The 17,512-nt window shown below is 59.6% G+C and carries 16 protein-coding genes; 9 read left to right on the top strand and 7 right to left on the bottom strand.

The features are described from left to right. The first annotated feature begins 9 nt into the window (after positions 1–9). The 4 genes from IMCC21224_RS11180 (at position 10) to uvrA (ending at position 7,108) form a co-directional block, all read left to right on the top strand. On the top strand, positions 10–1,260 hold the full coding sequence (locus IMCC21224_RS11180; protein ID WP_047995425.1) for a carbohydrate ABC transporter permease: 1,251 nt from the start codon (positions 10–12) through the stop codon (positions 1,258–1,260). Positions 1,261–1,276: 16 nt separating this feature from the next. Continuing rightward, positions 1,277–2,944, top strand: coding sequence for an alpha-amylase family glycosyl hydrolase (locus IMCC21224_RS11175; RefSeq protein WP_047995424.1), 1,668 nt, complete (start codon positions 1,277–1,279; stop codon positions 2,942–2,944). Between the two features lie 12 nt (positions 2,945–2,956). Further along, complete coding sequence (locus IMCC21224_RS11170) at positions 2,957–4,051, top strand: ABC transporter ATP-binding protein (RefSeq protein WP_047995423.1); 1,095 nt, start codon at positions 2,957–2,959, stop codon at positions 4,049–4,051. A 186-nt stretch (positions 4,052–4,237) separates the two neighbouring features. Then, complete coding sequence (gene uvrA, locus IMCC21224_RS11165; protein ID WP_047995422.1) at positions 4,238–7,108, top strand: excinuclease ABC subunit UvrA; 2,871 nt, start codon at positions 4,238–4,240, stop codon at positions 7,106–7,108. Between the two features lie 123 nt (positions 7,109–7,231). Here the strand turns inward: uvrA and mmsB are convergent, their stop codons facing one another. Together mmsB and IMCC21224_RS11150 are read right to left on the bottom strand one after the other, a co-directional pair. After that, positions 7,232–9,154 carry a 3-hydroxyisobutyrate dehydrogenase gene (mmsB, locus tag IMCC21224_RS27070; RefSeq protein WP_231582062.1) on the bottom strand — a complete coding sequence of 641 codons (1,923 nt, stop codon included), beginning with the start codon at positions 9,152–9,154 and terminating at the stop codon, positions 7,232–7,234. Then, a complete protein-coding gene (locus IMCC21224_RS11150) occupies positions 9,151–10,290 on the bottom strand; it encodes an acyl-CoA dehydrogenase family protein (protein ID WP_047997046.1) in 1,140 nt (379 codons plus the stop codon). The genes mmsB and IMCC21224_RS11150 overlap by 4 nt, the downstream gene beginning before the upstream one ends. 175 nt (positions 10,291–10,465) lie before the next feature. Between IMCC21224_RS11150 and IMCC21224_RS11145 the strand changes: the two genes are divergently transcribed. After that, entirely contained in the window at positions 10,466–10,741 is a 276-nt protein-coding gene (locus tag IMCC21224_RS11145) for a hypothetical protein (RefSeq protein WP_047995421.1), read from the top strand. 6 nt (positions 10,742–10,747) lie between these two features. Here IMCC21224_RS11145 and IMCC21224_RS11140 read toward each other — a convergent pair whose 3' ends face one another. Then, a complete protein-coding gene (locus IMCC21224_RS11140) occupies positions 10,748–11,875 on the bottom strand; it encodes a carboxylate-amine ligase (protein WP_047995420.1) in 1,128 nt (375 codons plus the stop codon). Between the two features lie 105 nt (positions 11,876–11,980). Continuing rightward, positions 11,981–13,480, bottom strand: a complete 1,500-nt coding sequence (locus IMCC21224_RS11135; protein WP_047995419.1) for a CoA-acylating methylmalonate-semialdehyde dehydrogenase — start codon at positions 13,478–13,480, stop codon at positions 11,981–11,983. A gap of 100 nt (positions 13,481–13,580) precedes the next feature. On the opposite strand from IMCC21224_RS11135, the gene IMCC21224_RS11130 reads away from it, so the two are divergent. The 3 genes from IMCC21224_RS11130 to coaD all read left to right on the top strand — a co-directional run bounded on the left by IMCC21224_RS11130 (position 13,581) and on the right by coaD (position 15,548). After that, complete coding sequence (locus IMCC21224_RS11130; RefSeq protein ID WP_047995418.1) at positions 13,581–14,477, top strand: LysR family transcriptional regulator; 897 nt, start codon at positions 13,581–13,583, stop codon at positions 14,475–14,477. A gap of 62 nt (positions 14,478–14,539) precedes the next feature. Further along, positions 14,540–14,974 (top strand): CBS domain-containing protein, encoded by a 435-nt coding sequence (locus IMCC21224_RS11125; protein ID WP_047995417.1) that lies wholly within the window; start codon positions 14,540–14,542, stop codon positions 14,972–14,974. Positions 14,975–15,056: 82 nt separating this feature from the next. Next, the gene (gene coaD, locus IMCC21224_RS11120) at positions 15,057–15,548 is read left to right on the top strand and encodes a pantetheine-phosphate adenylyltransferase (RefSeq protein WP_047995416.1); all 492 of its coding nucleotides are present in this window, start codon (positions 15,057–15,059) and stop codon (positions 15,546–15,548) included. A gap of 9 nt (positions 15,549–15,557) precedes the next feature. On the opposite strand, the gene IMCC21224_RS28200 is transcribed toward coaD, so the two are convergent. Together IMCC21224_RS28200 and IMCC21224_RS27785 are read right to left on the bottom strand one after the other, a co-directional pair. Next, positions 15,558–15,716 carry a hypothetical protein gene (locus tag IMCC21224_RS28200; RefSeq protein ID WP_197089198.1) on the bottom strand — a complete coding sequence of 53 codons (159 nt, stop codon included), beginning with the start codon at positions 15,714–15,716 and terminating at the stop codon, positions 15,558–15,560. 45 nt (positions 15,717–15,761) lie between these two features. Further along, complete coding sequence (locus IMCC21224_RS27785; protein WP_156178239.1) at positions 15,762–15,920, bottom strand: hypothetical protein; 159 nt, start codon at positions 15,918–15,920, stop codon at positions 15,762–15,764. A gap of 178 nt (positions 15,921–16,098) precedes the next feature. Between IMCC21224_RS27785 and IMCC21224_RS11115 the strand changes: the two genes are divergently transcribed. Beyond that, the gene (locus IMCC21224_RS11115) at positions 16,099–16,371 is read left to right on the top strand and encodes a hypothetical protein (RefSeq protein ID WP_047995415.1); all 273 of its coding nucleotides are present in this window, start codon (positions 16,099–16,101) and stop codon (positions 16,369–16,371) included. 79 nt (positions 16,372–16,450) lie between these two features. Here the strand turns inward: IMCC21224_RS11115 and gap are convergent, their stop codons facing one another. After that, complete coding sequence (gene gap / locus IMCC21224_RS11110) at positions 16,451–17,452, bottom strand: type I glyceraldehyde-3-phosphate dehydrogenase (RefSeq protein ID WP_047995414.1); 1,002 nt, start codon at positions 17,450–17,452, stop codon at positions 16,451–16,453. Positions 17,453–17,512: the final 60 nt, after the last annotated feature.

Below are 17,512 nucleotides of genomic sequence, written 5' to 3'. Positions count from 1 at the left end.
GAGAGCATCATGGACAATATCGCCGGACAGAAGACCTCGCTCTCCATCGTGACCAACATTTGCGTGGTGGCGCTGGTGCTGATCTGGCTGATTCCGACCGTGGGGCTGCTGGTGTCGTCGTTCCGGGACCGCGAGCAGATCTCGGAAACCGGGTGGTGGGCGTCGATGTTCCCGGTGGAGCAGGCGTTCCGGCTGTCGCCGGACCCACAGGGCGTCAGCCGCGACGGCGCGCTCTACACCTTCTCGGGCAACCTCTTTGTTGATGGCAAAGGTTCTGTTTCGGGCTTTGGCATCACCGGGCGCGATCCGGGGGCGGCAGAGCCGGGCATGACCTACGGTCGGCTCAAGCTGGTGGTGACGGAAACTGACGGCTCCACCGATGAGGAGAATTACGAAACCGCCTGGCCCGCGGATGGCCAGCCCGAGGTGCCCGAGACCGATGAGGATGGCCGCCCGGTCACCGATTTCTACATCGACCGCGCGCTGACGGTGCAGGCCAATGGCGATTTCATCTGGGCGCAGGACAGCGAGATCAGCCGCGCGCCGACGCTATATATCACCGCCGAACAGCCGCCAGAGTTCGGGCTGGACAATTACCGCCAGATCCTGACCTCGGACAACATGGACCGCGCGTTCATCAACACGCTGACGGTGACAATCCCGGCGACGATCATCCCGATCCTGATCGCCGCTTTTGCCGCTTATGCGCTGGCCTGGATGGATTTTGCCGGGCGCGGATTCCTGATCGCCATGGTGGTCGGCCTGCTCGTGGTGCCGCTGCAACTGGCACTGGTGCCGCTGCTGCAACTGCACAACAAGATCGGCATCGGGCAATCCTTTCTGGGGATCTGGCTGGCGCATACCGGGTTCGGCCTGCCCCTGGCCATCTACCTCTTGCGCAATTACATGGTCGGCCTGCCGCGCGACATCATCGAAAGCGCCAAGGTCGACGGTGCCACCGATTTCCAGGTCTTCACCAAGATCGTGCTGCCGCTGTCGTTTCCGGCGCTCGCGTCGTTCGCAATCTTTCAGTTCCTGTGGACCTGGAACGACCTGCTGGTGGCAAAGGTGTTCCTGCCCTCGAACAGCGAATCCTGGGTGATGACGGTCAAGATCGCCGACGACCTGCTGGGGTCGCGCGGCGGTGACTGGGGGATCCTGGCTGCGGCGGCATTTGTGTCGATCGCGGTGCCGCTCTTTGTGTTCTTTGCCATGCAGAAATACCTCGTCCGGGGCCTGCTGGCCGGCTCTGTCAAATAAACGAAAGTTTCCCTTTATGAACGTATTGGCGACCCAATCTGCGCCCGCTGACGCCACCGATCGGGATTGGTGGCGTGGCGCGGTGATCTATCAGATCTACCCCCGCAGCTTTCAGGACAGCAACGGTGACGGTATTGGCGATTTGCTGGGTATCGCGCAACGGTTGCCGCACGTGGCGTCTCTGGGTGTCGATGCGATCTGGATCTCGCCCTTCTTCAAGTCGCCGATGAAGGATTTCGGCTATGACGTGTCGGATTATTGCGATGTTGATCCGATGTTCGGCAGCATCGCGGATTTCGACATCCTGATCACCACGGCGCATCGGCTGGGGCTGAAGGTCCTGATCGACCTGGTGCTGTCGCATTCGTCGCAGGATCACCCGTGGTTTGTCGAATCCCGCGCCAGCCGCGACAATCCCCGCGCCAACTGGTACGTCTGGGCCGAGGCCAAGCCGGACGGCACGCCGCCCAATAACTGGCTGTCGATCTTTGGCGGATCGGCCTGGCAATGGGAGCCGACGCGCTGCCAGTACTACCTGCACAACTTTCTTGCCGAGCAGCCGGACCTTAACTTTCATGAACCATCGGTGCAGGGCGCATTGCTGGATGCCGCGCGGTTCTGGCTTAACCGGGGTGTCGACGGCTTCCGGCTCGACACTATAAACTTTTACGTTCACGACGCACAGCTGCGCGACAACCCGCCACTCCCCGAATCCGAGCGTAACCCGATCACCGCGCCGGCGGTGAATCCCTATACTTGGCAAAACCATCTCTATGACAAGACCCAGCCCGAAAACCTAGATTTTCTGCGCAAATTCAGGTCGTTGCTAAATGAATACAACGCCACCGCTGTGGGAGAAGTCGGTGATGACCAGCGCGGACTCGAGATATTGGGGCAATATACTGCTGGTGATGATTTGATCCACATGAGCTATGCGTTCGAATTGCTGTCGAACCACGTCCCAGACGCGCCATATGTTGCCGAGGTGATGGAGCACCTCGCGCGGGCTGCCCCCGATGGCTGGGCCTGCTGGGCGTTTTCCAACCATGATGTGCCGCGCCATGTGTCGCGCTGGAAATTGACCGACGCCGCCACACGCGCCTTTACCACGCTGATGATGTGCCTGCGCGGGTCGGTTTGCCTGTATCAGGGCGAAGAGCTGGCGCTGCCCGAGGCGGATGTCGCATTCGAGGATCTTCAGGACCCGTATGGCAAACGGTTCTGGCCCGCGTTCAAAGGGCGGGATGGGTGCCGCACGCCGATGGTGTGGGAACCGTCGAACCAGAATGGCGGCTTTTCACAGGGTCATCCCTGGCTGCCGGTCAGTCATGAACACCTGAACCATGCGGTGACCACGCAAGAGCAGGACCCGGCGGCGATGCTGCACCATTATCGTCGTGCATTGGCGTTCCGCCGCAACCATCCGGCGTTGGCCAAAGGCAGCATGTCGGACATGCAGGCCACCGGAAATGTGCTGCATTTTATCCGCACGGACGATAATCAAACCCTCTTTTGCGCGTTTAATCTGAGCGGCGATCCCAGCAGCATCGACATGCCTGCAGGTGCCTGGCATCAGGTTGGCGCCGAACTCGGCTCTGCCGCGTCGGCGCCTGACGGGCGACTGCATCTTGGCCCCTGGCAGCCTTCTCTGGCTGTGCTGGCGCCCCAACCATCACGTTCTTAGGGAGGGAACAGCATGGCCAACCTCAAGCTGACGGACGTCGCCAAAACCTATGGGGGTGCCGTCAATGTGTTGAAGGACATCAACCTGGACATCCAGCAGGGCGAACTGATCGTCTTTGTCGGGCCGTCGGGCTGCGGTAAATCCACCTTGCTGCGGATGATTGCCGGATTGGAAAAAATCACCGACGGGACGCTGGAAATCGACGGTCAGCGGGTCAACGATGTGCCCCCGGCGCAGCGCGGCATTGCCATGGTGTTCCAAAGTTACGCACTTTATCCACATATGACGGTGCGCGACAACATGAGCTTTGCGCTGAAAATTGCCAAAAAATCCAAGACCGAAATTGATGCCGCCGTGAACAAGGCGGCGAAAATTCTGCAACTTGAACCCTATCTCGACCGTTTGCCCAAGGCGCTGTCGGGTGGGCAACGCCAGCGGGTTGCCATCGGTCGCTCCATCGTGCGCGATCCCAAGGTCTATCTGTTTGACGAACCTCTGTCGAACCTCGACGCTGCCCTGCGTGTCGCCACCCGGATCGAGATTGCGCAGCTCAAGGAATCGATGCCGAATTCGACGATGATCTATGTCACCCATGATCAGGTCGAGGCGATGACGCTGGCCACACGTATCGTCGTGCTGGCGAATAAGGGGATCGCGCAAGTCGGAACGCCGCTTGAATTGTACGAACGGCCCAACGGCGAATTTGTGGCGCAGTTCATTGGCTCACCCGCGATGAATCTGATGCCGGGTGAGGTGGTCGGCACCGGCGAGCGAACTACAATTCGCATGAACGGTGGCGGCACGGCGGTATCGCTATATCCTTCCCATGCGGTTGATATGGGGATCAAGGTCAACGTCGGCGTGCGGCCCGAGGATTTTCTAGAGGTGCAGCCGGGCGCTGACTACATCTTTGACGGCAAGGTCGCCATCACTGAGGCACTGGGCGAAGTCACGCTGCTGTATTTCGAAAAGCAGGACGGCGGTGACGCGATCATCGGCAAGCTGCCGGGCATCCACTCCGGGTTACGCGGGACCAGCGTGAAACTGGGCGCGGTGCCGGAAAAGGTGCATCTGTTCCACAAGGGCATTTCGCTGCTGTATCGCTGAATTGACAAGGCCAAAGCATCGTCGCCAGTGTCCCAAGTGTACTTGAGGGCTGGATCACCCAAGCATTGGGTGCGCGCGGCACACGATCTGGTCAAATCGCGAAAATGTTCCACATTTGTTCGCTCTTTTGAGTTGGCGAAACCCGGGTCGTCAACTATGTCTTAACCGAAAATTCCGGGAGCTCTCATGGCTGAGATGAAGTTTATCGAGGTGCGCGGCGCGCGCGAACACAACCTCAAGAACATCGACGTGGATATCCCGCGCGACCAACTGGTTGTGATTACGGGACTTTCCGGCTCGGGAAAATCCTCGCTGGCGTTCGATACGATCTATGCCGAGGGGCAGCGCCGCTATGTCGAATCGCTGTCGGCTTATGCGCGGCAGTTCCTCGACATGATGGAAAAACCTGATGTGGATCACATCTCGGGGCTTAGCCCGGCCATTTCCATCGAACAAAAGACCACGTCGAAAAACCCGCGCTCGACCGTCGGGACCGTTACGGAAATCTACGACTATATGCGGCTGCTTTTTGCCCGCGTCGGGACGCCCTACAGCCCTGCCACTGGTCTGCCGATTGAGGCGCAGCAGGTGCAGGATATGGTCGACCGCGTCATGGCAATGGAGGAGGGGACCCGCGCCTATCTTCTGGCCCCCATCGTGCGTGACCGCAAAGGTGAATATCGCAAGGAATTCCTGGAGTTGCGCAAGCAGGGGTTCCAACGGGTCAAGGTTGATGGGCAGTTCTACGAGCTGGATGAACCGCCCACGTTGGACAAGAAGTTCCGCCATGATATCGACGTTGTGGTCGACCGTCTGGTGGTTCGCGAAGGGCTCGAGACGCGGCTAGCTGACTCGTTCCGCACCGCGCTCGATCTCACATCAGGGATCGCCATTCTGGAAACTGCGCCCAGCACCGATGATGCGGATGCCGAGCCTGAGCGTATCACTTTTTCCGAGAATTTTGCCTGCCCGGTCAGTGGTTTCACCATCCCCGAGATCGAGCCGAGGATGTTTTCGTTCAACGCGCCGCATGGGGCTTGTCCGTCCTGTGACGGTCTGGGGGTCGAGCTGTTTTTTGACGAACGGCTGGTGGTGCCGGATGCGGATCTGCGCATCGGTGACGGCGCGTTGGCGCCGTGGCGCAAGGGCAAGTCACCCTATTTTACCCAAACGATTCAGGCCATCGCCAAACACTATCAGTTCGACCCGAAGACCAAGTGGAAAGATCTGCCCGACAAAGTACAGGAGGTGTTTCTGCGCGGTTCAGGCGACGAAGAGATCAAGTTCCGCTATGATGAAGGCGGCCGGGTCTATCAGGTTGAACGGGTGTTCGAAGGCGTCATTCCCAACATGGAACGTCGCTACCGCGAAACCGACAGCGCCTGGGTACGCGAAGAGTTTGAGCGGTACCAGAACAACCGCCGCTGCGGTACCTGCGAGGGCTATCGCCTGCGGCCCGAAACACTGGCGATCAAGATCGGCGGGCTGCACATCGGCCAAGTGGTGGAAAAATCCATCCGCGAGGCATTTGACTGGTGCGAAACTGTTCCCGGCGACCTGACCAAGCAGAAGAACGAAATCGCCCGCGCCATTCTTAAGGAAATCCGCGAACGCGTTGGATTCCTGAACAATGTCGGTTTGGAATACCTGACCCTTTCGCGCAGCGCGGGCACATTGTCGGGCGGGGAATCCCAGCGGATCCGGCTTGCATCGCAGATCGGCTCGGGTCTGACAGGGGTGCTTTACGTGCTCGACGAACCCTCGATTGGGTTGCATCAACGCGACAACGATCGGCTGTTGCTGACGCTCAAAAATCTGCGCGATCAGGGCAATTCCGTGCTGGTTGTCGAGCATGACGAAGAGGCGATCCGCGCGGCGGACTACGTCTTTGACATCGGTCCGGGGGCCGGTGTGCATGGTGGACAGGTGGTCAGCCATGGCACGCCGCAAGAGATTGCAGCCGATCCGAACAGCGTGACGGGTCAGTATTTGTCAGGCACGCGAGAGGTTCCTGTGCCAGCGATACGGCGCAAGGGAAATGGAAAAAAACTCAAAGTTGTCAAGGCGACAGGTAATAACCTTCATTCTGTAACTGCAGAGTTTCCATTGGGGAAATTTGTCTGTGTGACCGGTGTGTCCGGTGGCGGGAAATCCACCTTGACCATTGAGACTCTCTACAAGAATGCCGCGATGAAGCTGAACGGTGCGCGCGAGACACCAGCCCCCTGCGAGACGATCAAGGGATTTGAACATCTCGACAAGGTGATCGATATCGACCAGCGCGCCATCGGACGCACGCCACGGTCGAACCCGGCGACCTACACCGGGGCGTTCACCCCGATACGCGACTGGTTTGCAGGACTGCCAGAGGCCAAGGCCCGGGGCTATAAACCCGGCCGGTTTAGTTTCAACGTCAAAGGCGGGCGGTGTGAGGCATGCCAGGGCGACGGCGTGATCAAGATCGAGATGCATTTTCTGCCCGATGTTTACGTCACCTGTGAAACCTGCAAAGGTGCGCGCTACAACCGAGAGACATTGGAAGTTCGCTTTAAAGGCAAGAGTATAGCCGATGTTCTCGATATGACGGTTGAGGATGCGCAAAGCTTTTTCCAGGCTGTGCCGTCGGTCCGGGAAAAGATGGATGCGCTGGTGCAGGTCGGGTTAGGCTACATCAAGGTCGGTCAGCAGGCCACAACCCTTTCAGGCGGAGAGGCGCAGCGGGTCAAGCTGTCCAAGGAGCTGGCGCGCCGATCCACTGGTCGCACGCTCTATATTCTGGACGAACCGACGACCGGCCTGCATTTCGAAGATGTGCGCAAGCTGCTGGAAGTGCTGCATGAACTGGTCGAACAGGGCAATACGGTGGTGGTGATCGAACACAATCTGGATGTGATTAAGACCGCCGACTGGATCATCGATATCGGGCCAGAGGGCGGTGACGGCGGTGGGCGGATCGTTGCGGTGGGCACACCGGAACAAGTCGCCACCGCGAAGGACAGCCATACCGGGCGCTACCTCAAACCGATGCTTGAAGGGCGCAAGGTTGCCGCTGAATAGGTAACGCTGTTTATCCGAGCCGCCATGCGCCGTTGAAAATTTTCTTGAAAAGAAAATTGAAAAGAAAATTGAAAAAATCTTGAGTAAGATTTTGGCGCATGGTGGGTCGGCTGGTGATTTGTGTCAGCTTCGTTTGCGTGTTTCGAACCGCGGGAGCATTGCGCTGAAATCCAGACCCTTGCCGTTCTCATCCTCGACAAACTGACCGTAAAGCTGGGCCGCCGATGTGCCCATCGGGGTGTCTGCGTTAACCGTTTCTGCTGCCTGCTGTGCCAGTCGCAGATCCTTGAGCATCAGCTCGGCAGCAAATCCGGGGGCATATCCGTTGTCAGCAGGTGACATCGGCCCGATTCCAGGCGCAGGGCAGTAGGCGTTCATTGACCATGAATACCCCGACGAGGTCGAAACCACATCAAACATCGCTTGCCTGTCGAGGCCAAGTTTGTCCGCCAAAGCAAAGGCTTCGCAGGTGGCGATCATGGTAACGCCAAGGATCATGTTGTTGCAGATCTTGGCAGCCTGACCGTTGCCCGAGGGGCCGCAGTGAACAGACTTTTGTCCCATGATATCAAAGAGATCCTGCGCCTTTTTTACGCCATCGGCTGGTCCGCCGATCATGAAGGTAAGGGTGCCTGCGCTGGCACCGCCGATGCCACCGGACACTGGCGCATCCAGGGCAAGCAGACCAGCCTCTGCCGCGTCTGCTGCCACCGCACGGGCGCTTTCCACATCGACGGTCGAGCAGTCGAGGAACACGGCGCCGGGCGACATTGCGGGGATCACCTCGCTTGCCACCGCACGCAGGATGGCACCATTGGGCAGCATGGTGATGACCACATCCGCGCCCTGAGCGGCCTGGCCGGCTGATGCTGTGCTTTGAACACCGTCGATGGCTTGTGGTGCGGTGTCGTACCCCTGCACCCGGTGTCCTGCACGTGCGAGATTGGCGGCCATCGGACCACCCATGTTCCCCAGACCGATAAAACCGATGATCATGCCTGTCTCCTGTTGTTCAAAGTTCAGTTTGTCTGCCCCCAGCGGTCGCAGCATCCGCGACACATCGGTCAGCGGGACAGTGTCGACGGAATGCCGCCACTTTGGGGTCCGATCCTTGTCGATGATCGCAGCGCGGATGCCCTCGAGGAAATCGCTGTGCTCCATGGCACGGTGGGTATAGCGATATTCGAGTTCCAGCGCCTTGCGGATATTCGGCGTTCCGGCCCGCATCCGGTGCAGCATTTCCAGCGTGCAGGCCATCGACAGGGGGGCATTTCGCCCGAGTGTTTTCAGCGCCCCGACGGCAAACTCTGTGTCGGACGCGCGCAGCAGATTCACCACATCGCGTAAGCGTTCGCCGCCAAAATTTGCGTCGATCTGTTGCGCAAGGTCGTGCAATTTGCCCGGTGGCGGCGTCGTGCATTTGTCGGGCAGACCGCGAATGTCGCCGCTTTTTTCGAGGTGATCGATCAGCGCGGGCCAGGTGGCTTGCGGCACATAAAAGTCTGCAAAACCGGCAAAAATCGCATCATCCGCCCCCATACGTGCCGCCGTCAGTCCGAGGTATTCCCCCAGCCGCCCCGGCGCACGGGCCAGCAGATAGGTGCCGCCAACATCAGGGATCAGACCGATTCCGCATTCCGGCATGGCGATGCTGCTGCTTTCGCAGACCACGCGGTGCGACCCGTGGCAACCGATGCCGACGCCGCCGCCCATGGTAAACCCCTGCATCAGGCTGACTACCGGTTTTGGGTATTCGGCGATCAATGCGTTCATGCGGTATTCGTCGCGCCAGAACGTACGGCCAAAGCCAAAATCGCCTGCCTTGCCGGTGGCGTACATCTTGGCGATGTCGCCACCGGCGCAGAACGCCTTGTCGCCAATTGCGTCGATCACCACCAGCGCAACCGCGTCGTCGTGCTGCCAGCATCGCAGCGCTGCATCAATTTGCAGGCACATATCATAGCTCAGTGCGTTCATCACCTTGGGGCGGGTGAGGGTAATGCGACCGGCACGACCGATTGTGCGGATTGAGATTTCAGACATCATGCAGCCAGCATCTGCCGCGCGACGATCAGGCGCATGATTTCATTGGTCCCTTCAAGGATTTGATGCACCCGCAAGTCGCGCACAAGTTTTTCGATGCCGTAGTCTGCCAGATAACCATAGCCGCCATGCAGTTGCAGGCATTGATCAACAATCCTCGATCCGGCCTCGGTGACAAACTTTTTGGCCATGGCACAGTATTTGGTCGCGTCTGGCGCGCCGGTGTCCAGCTTCCATGCTGCTTGGCGCAGAAAGACCCGCGCCGCCTGCAACTCGATTTCCATATCCGCCAACCGGAATTGCAGCGCCTGAAACTGGTCAATGCTCTGGCCAAAGGCCTTGCGCTCGCGCATGTAGGCCAGCGTCATGTCCAGCCCGGATTGCGCCGCGCCCAGTGAACAGGCCGAGATGTTCAGCCGTCCGCCATCTAGCCCATTCATGGCGTATTTGAAACCCTGTCCCTCATCGCCGATCAGGTTGTCGGCGGGTACCGGGCAGTCGTCAAACTGCACCTGACGAGTCGGCTGCGAACGCCAGCCCATCTTGTCCTCAAGACCGCCAAAGCTAAGCCCGGGTGCGCCATCCTCGACCAGCATGGCAGAGATCCCGCGCGCGCCGTCCTCGCCCGTGCGCACCATGGTGACATAGCCATCCGAATAGCCACCGCCCGAGATGAACGCCTTGGTCCCGGTCAGTGTGTAGCCTTCGTTGGTGCGCGTGGCGCGGGTTTTAAGCGCTGCTGCGTCCGAGCCTGAGCCGGGTTCGGTCAAGCAATAGCTGAGGACATATTGCATGTTCAGAACGCCCGGCAGCACCCGTGCCTTGAGTTCCTCAGATCCGAATTCGTCGATCATCTTGGCGCACATGTTGTGAATCGACAGAAAGGCCGCGACCGACGGGCAGGCCATCGACAGCGCCTCGAACACCAGCGTCGCGTCCAGCCGGGTCAGGCCGGATCCGCCGCTGTCCTCACTGACATAGATACCGCCAAGGCCGAGAGCCGCGACCTCGGGCCAGAGAGTTTTCGGGATCTCGCCTTCGGCCTCCCACTTGCGGGCATGGGGGGCGATCTGGTCCTGGCCAAAGCCGTGAGCCATGTCGAAAATGGCGGTCTGTTCTTCGGATAATGCGAAATCCATGTGGCCCTCGTTGGTTGGTGCGAACGGAACGATCGTTTGGATCGCGAGTGTTTCAGCAGTTTTGCAAACGCCCCGGCCAAGCCGCGTCAGGGCAATCTTGGCGAGAGCGATTGAAGCGTCGCTCACTTTATGGTAGAGTCATTACATTCTAAGCTGTACTTTAAGGATTTTATTCATGACCAAACACATTTCCATACCCTTGCTCATCGTCGCGTTCTGCGCCCCATTGCCCGCTAAAGCCCAGAACGACGGTACCTTTCTCGACAGGGCGCCAAAGGGCGCTGGCAACGAAGGCGTGCTGTACACAGATCATGTCACGGAAACCTTCTGCGCTAACTTCTTGAATGGCTGCGAGGTCACACCGGACAAGAACAAGGAAAAAGAGGACGACCGCGAAGACGCGGCCTCCGCTCCGCTTCCGGAAGACACCGCAACCCCGGACATCGAATAGCCTAATCTACAGGTCCGCATGAAACTCCTCCACCAGATGCGCCACGACGGCGCGCATCTGGCCTTCGCGGTCCTGACCAGCCTCGGTCGCGACGGTTTGCACCGCGCGTTGACGGCTGGACGATGTGCCTTGGGCCACAACCCCCTGCATCCGCTCCAATTCACGGTTGCAGCGCAGGATGCCCGCGTCCTCCTCGACCAAGGCGATCAACTCGTGTGCCAGGTCGCTGAACGGCACAATGGCCCCGGCGCCAAAGTCGATCAGCCCCTCGGTCACGCCATAGCGTTGCGCCCGCCAGCGGTTTTCCGAGATCAGGAATGCATCGTAGATCCGCCAGCGCTGATTGCGGACCCGCAACCGCCACAGCATCCGCAGGATACACTGGTTCAGCGCCGCCAGCATCAGCGTGTCTTCGATCCGGGGCTGCACATCCATGATCCGGGTCTCAAGCGTTGGATACTGGGCGGACGGGCGCAGATCCCACCAGATCTTGGAAGCATCTTCGATCACGCCGAGATCCACCAGAATATTCACCGACCGGGTGAATTCCTGCCACGTCTCGAACTGTGGCGGCAATCCGGTGCGGGGCAGATTGTCAAAAACCGAAATGCGGTAGGATGCCATGCCGGTATCTTCGCCCTGCCAGAATGGCGAAGAGGTCGAAAGTGCCAGCAGATGCGGCAGGAAATAGGGCATTTGCCGCATGAGGTCGGCGCGTAGGGCATCGTCATCCAGCCCCACATGAACGTGCATGCCGCAGATCAGCATACGCCGCGCGACACCGCCCAGATCGCGGCTGAGCGAATTATAGCGCGCCTTGTTGGTGTGGCTTTGGTTTTTCCAGTCGGCCAGTGGGTGGCAAGAGGCGGCAATCGGGGCAAGACCATAGCGCGCAGCCTCGCGGGCGACGGTACTGCGCAGACGTTTCAGGTCGCCGCGTGCCCCGGATACCCCAGCGCAGACCTTGGTGCCGACTTCGATCTGGCATTGCAGGAATTCCGGACTAACCTGATCGCCCAATGCAGCTGCACAAGCATCAATCAGCCCCTCAGGCGCCTCTGCCAGTGCCAGGCTGTCCTGATGCACCAGCAGATATTCCTCTTCGATGCCGATGCTGAACGCAGGTTCTGCCATGCAACCCTCCCCGGTTCATGCCACCTCACCAGACCGCGCGTCGGCTGACAAGGGTCAGTAGGCGCGAGACGTTGCCCGGCTGGCAGCACCAGCCGGGCAAACCGTTTACTCCATCGGCTTGAAGTTGAATTCCCCGCCGTCTTTGATGCCCGAGGGCCAGCGCGAAGTGACGGTCTTGGTCCGGGTGTAGAACTTGAACGCGTCCGGACCGTGCTGGTTCAGGTCGCCAAAGACTGACTTCTTCCAGCCGCCAAAGGTGTGATAGGCCAGCGGCACCGGGATCGGAACGTTGATGCCGATCATGCCGACGTTCACACGGTTGGCGAAATCGCGGGCAGCGTCGCCGTCACGGGTGTAGATCGCGGTGCCGTTGCCCATCTCGTGATCCATCGCCAGACCCAGCGCCTCTTCGTAGTTCTGGGCGCGGACGCAGGATAGCACGGGGCCAAAGATTTCCTGCTTGTAGATGTCCATGTCCTTGGTCACCCGGTCAAACAGATGCGGCCCGACAAAAAAGCCGTCCTCGTAGCCTTGCAGGTTGAAACCACGTCCGTCCACCACCAGCTCGGCACCCTGATCGACACCGGACTGCACCAACCCGAGGATCTTTTCCTTGGCGGCGGCCGTGACCACCGGACCATAATCGACATCGTTTCCAGAGGTATAGGGCCCGACCTTCAGCTTTTCGATCCGCGGGACCAGCTTTGCGATCAGACGGTCGGCGGTTTCATCGCCGACGGGAACCGCGACCGAAATCGCCATGCAACGTTCGCCGGCAGCGCCATAGCCCGCGCCAATCAGCGCGTCTGCCGCCTGATCCATATCGGCGTCGGGCATGATGATCATGTGGTTCTTGGCACCGCCAAAACACTGCACCCGCTTGCCGTTGGAACAGCCGCGACCATAGATGTATTCCGCGATCGGGGTCGATCCGACAAAGCCGATCGACTGGATCACTGGATGGTCGATGATCGCATCCACTGCCACTTTGTCACCGTTGACGACCTGAATGATGCCCTTGGGCAGGCCGGCCTCTTCGAGCAGTTCGGCCAGCATCAGCGGCACTGAAGGATCGCGTTCGGACGGCTTGAGGATAAAGGCGTTGCCGCAGACGATGGCGGGTGCAAACATCCACATCGGGATCATCGCGGGAAAGTTGAACGGCGTGATGCCGGCCGTCACACCCAGCGCCTGACGCATGGAGTACATGTCGATGCCCGGACCAGCGCTGTCTGTATACGCGCCCTTGAGCAGTTCCGGCGCGCCGATGCAGTATTCGACAACTTCCAGACCGCGCTGCACGTCGCCCTTGGCATCCGGGAATGTCTTTCCATGTTCGCGGCTCAGCGCCTCGGCCAGCTTGTCCATGTCGCGGTTCAGCAGATCGACGAATTTCATCATCACGCGCGCCCGGCGCTGCGGATTGACCGAGGCCCATTTCGGCTGTGCGGCTGCGGCATATTCCACCGCCTGCGCCATCTCTTCGACCGAGGCGAGCGGGCATTGTGCCTGCACTTCGCCGGTCGCGGGGTTGTAGACATCGGCAAAGCGGCCCGACGTGCCCTTGACGTGGGCGCCGTTCATGTAATGGCTGAGTTCTTGCATCGTTTCGGTCCTCCTGAGATTTGGCCTAACCTTAGTCTTGCAAAAACGCGCTGCACAGGGGCAATCTGCCAAAGAGGTTTTGCAGAAATAGGGGTATGAAATGCGGGACAGCTGGGACGACATGCGGATTTTCCTTGCCGTAGCGCGGGGCGAGAGCCTGTCGGCGGCGGGTCGCACGCTGCGCATGGACCCGGCCACTGTCGGGCGCCGCATTGCGCGGCTGGAACAAAGCCTTGGCGCGCCGCTATTTGTAAAATCGCCGCAGGGGTATGCCCTGACGGACGGGGGCGGGCGGTTGATGTCCCACGCGGAAGAGGCCGAACAGGCGATGCAGGCCGCAACACAGGCCGTGGGCGGCGGCACCGGCGGGCTATCGGGGCAAATCCGAATCGGCGCGCCGGATGGATGCGCCAATTTCCTGCTGCCGCAGGTCTGCGCTGCCATTGCTGATGACAATCCTGACCTTGATCTTCAGATCGTTGCGCTGCCGCGCGTGGTGAATTTGTCCAAGCGCGAAGCGGACATGGCCATCGCGGTGTCTGCCCCCACCGCTGGTCGGCTCACGGTGCAGAAAATCACCGATTATCAGCTACACCTTGCTGCGAGCCGGGCCTATCTGTCCCGTCATGCCCCGATCCACGCGCCTGAGGATCTGCGCGATCACCGGATTGTTGGCTATATCCCCGATATGATATTTGACAAGGAACTCGACTATCTGGCGGATATTGGCCTGTCGCGTGTCGGGCTGGCGTCGAATTCAGTCGCGGTGCAGTTTCACTGGTTACGGGATGGGGCAGGGATCGGCATCGTGCATGACTTTGCCTTGCCTGCGGCCCCCGACATGACGCTGGTGCTGCGCGACCGGATTGCCCTGCGGCGCAGTTTTTACCTGGTCCGGCACGCGGATGATCGCCGACTTGACCGGATGAATCGCTTTGCCGCAGCGCTGGTGGATGGGTTGCGCCGTGAAGTGGCCCGACTGGAAGGTCTGACTTGACAGACCGGGGCGATAGGGTGGACGCTTGATCCAGCAACTTTATGTGACGGGGAGACGACATTATGCAGGTCCACCACATCCTTAAAAGCAAGGCGGATGACGGCGTCGTGACCGTCACCCCGGATTCGCTCGTGTCGGACGCCGCCAAGATCCTGGCCGAAAAGAGAATCGGCACGGTGGTGATCTCGGCGGATGGCACCACGGCTGATGGTATCCTGTCAGAACGTGACATTGTTCGTGAACTGGCCCGCCATGGCGAACGCTGCCTGTCCGCCTCGGTCAGGGATTACATGACGGCCAAGCTACAAACATGCACCCGCGCGGACGAGGCTGACGGGATCCTGAGCCGGATGACCGAAGGCCGGTTCCGCCATATGCCTGTGGTCGAGGACGGTAAATTGATCGGCCTCATCACCATCGGTGACGTGGTCAAGGCGCGGCTGAGCGAGCTTGCGATGGAAAAAATGGCGCTTGAAGGTATGATCATGGGGCATTGATCCGGCGGCAAGCCGTTTCGGGGCTTGCAAACCGTCGCGCAATATTGTTGCGTGTGCCGACGCTCAAGACAGGGGGCACCGCATGCGCATCGGCCTATATCCGGGAACTTTTGATCCCATCACACACGGACATATCGACATCATCCGGCGCGCCAGTGTGATGGTCGACCGTCTGGTGATCGGGGTTGCGATCAATCGCGACAAGGGTCCATTGTTTTCGCTGGATGAGCGGGTGGCGATGCTGACCGACGAATGTCGAACCCTGTCCGAGCAAACAGGCGTCGATATTGTCGTGCATCCGTTCGAGAATCTGTTGATCGACTGCGCCCAGGATGTCGGCGCCAAGATCATCGTGCGCGGCCTGCGGGCCGTCGCTGATTTCGAATATGAATTTCAGATGGTTGGTATGAACCGGGCGCTGAATGATCAGATCGAGACGGTGTTCCTGATGGCCGAAGCCCGGCATCAGGCTATCGCGTCCAAGCTGGTCAAAGAAATCGCCCGGTTGGGCGGCGATGTCAGCAAGTTTGTGACACCGCCCGTTCACGCCGCGCTGCGCGCCAAATTTAGCTAAGGCGAAAATTCAGCCCCAGACCGCGCGCGCTGCCACCTTGTCCTCGATCCCGGCAATATCCAGGTCAAGTCGGCTGTTCAGCGACAGCGCTAGCAGTTCGTTGACGGTGCGGCGATAAGCGATCTGGCGGTTCATGCGGTCACGCAGGGTTTGGATCATGTGTGTCATTGGTATCGTCCTGTTCTGAATGTGACCCTCGGGCCACCGGATATGTTATTTGCCGTATACGGCGGTAAAGGCGATCTGGTCGGCGTCGCCGGGATAGATGTTCAGATCGCGCGCCACATCGGCTGGCATTTCGCGGATTTCGCGGGCGATCCGGTTACATTCGGCGCGTTTCTTCATGTTTTCGCGCAGCGTCGAGAATATCATCGGTGTGTGTCTTCTGTTTCATTTCAGCGTTTCTGTTGCCGCTAACATAGGCTTGCTGCGCTGCAGCACAACGGACACGGCTCTATTGCCGCCATGCAGAAAACGCAGGGCTTGGATTTACGGGTTGGTAACCAGGATGCGGCTATCCATTCGTTTACCAAGCAGCAGGAGCGTCCCGATGGACGATATCAAACAGGTTCAGATGGCTGGTACGGTGGGGCAGATGCGTCCCAGGTTAGGGCCGGTCAGGCAGACCACACCATTCAAGGCCGCCGACCCAATCGGTGCAGCGACCGGTTTAACCAGCCCAAAGTTCGACGCAGCTGCCCATGCCGGACTGATCCCGTTGGAGCGATTTTCCGCTCCACCGATTGTATCGCAGAGCGCGCTTCCTCTGGCAGTGTCCGGGTATCGCGCGGCCTGCGCTGCCATGGACAGTTCCACGCCCTAGTCAGGGTACCTTTCAGGAACAAAAAAACCGGCAGGAGCGTGCCCTGCCGGTTTAACGTCCTGACGTCAGTGGCGCTGGCTCAGATCAGCTTGCCCATTGCCACGGCGGTATCTGCCATGCGGTTTGAAAAACCCCATTCGTTGTCGTACCAGCTTAGAATGCGGCACAATGTGCCCTCCATCACCTTGGTCTGATCGGTGTGAAAAATTGACGAATGCGGGTCATGATTGAAATCCATGCTCACCAGCGGACGATCCGTGTAGCCTAGGATCCCCTTGAGCGCGCCGTCAGCAGCGGAGCGGATCGCCGCGTTGATCTCGTCCACCGAGGTTTCGCGCGCCGCTTCAAAGGTCAGATCCACAACCGACACGTTGGGTGTCGGCACGCGGATCGCAACGCCGTCGAGCTTGCCCGCCAGTTCCGGCAGAACCAGGCCCACGGCCTTGGCTGCGCCGGTCGAGGTCGGGATCATGTTCAGCGCCGCAGCACGGCCGCGGTAGAGATCCGAATGCATGGTGTCCAGCGTCGGCTGGTCGCCGGTATAGGAATGGATCGTGGTCATAAAGCCGCGTTTGATGCCGATGGTGTCATTCAGCACCTTGGCGACCGGCGACAGGCAGTTGGTTGTGCAGGATGCGTTCGAAACGATGATGTCATCAGCGGTCAGCGTGCTGTCGTTCACGCCGTAAACGATGGTCTTGTCCGCATTGGCGCCGGGAGCCGAGATCAGAACACGTTTTGAGCCATTCTCGAGATGCGCCTGGCATTTTTCTTTTGAGGTAAAGATGCCGGTGCATTCCAGCACGATATCTACGCCGGACCACGGCAATTCGGCGGGGTTGCGCAGCGCAGTCACTGCGATCGGCCCGCGACCCACGTCGATCGAGTCGGCGGTAGTGGTGACTTCGACCGGGAACCGGCCATGCACGGAATCGTAGCGCAGCAGGTGTGCGTTGGTTTCGACCGGACCCAGATCGTTGATGGCCACAACCTCGATATCCGTGCGGCCGGATTCGATGATCGCGCGCAGCACGTTGCGGCCGATGCGGCCAAACCCGTTGATGGCAACTTTGGTGGTCATAAGACGTCCTTCCCGTTAGGTCCTGTCAATTTCTGTTGCCAAGAACCAAATGCCTCTGGG

The organism is Puniceibacterium sp. IMCC21224 (genome assembly GCF_001038505.1).
In the GTDB taxonomy this organism is placed as follows: Bacteria; Pseudomonadota; Alphaproteobacteria; order Rhodobacterales; family Rhodobacteraceae; genus Puniceibacterium.
Note: the sequence above shows the minus strand (reverse complement) of the source record. Positions and strands in the feature narration are given on the sequence as shown.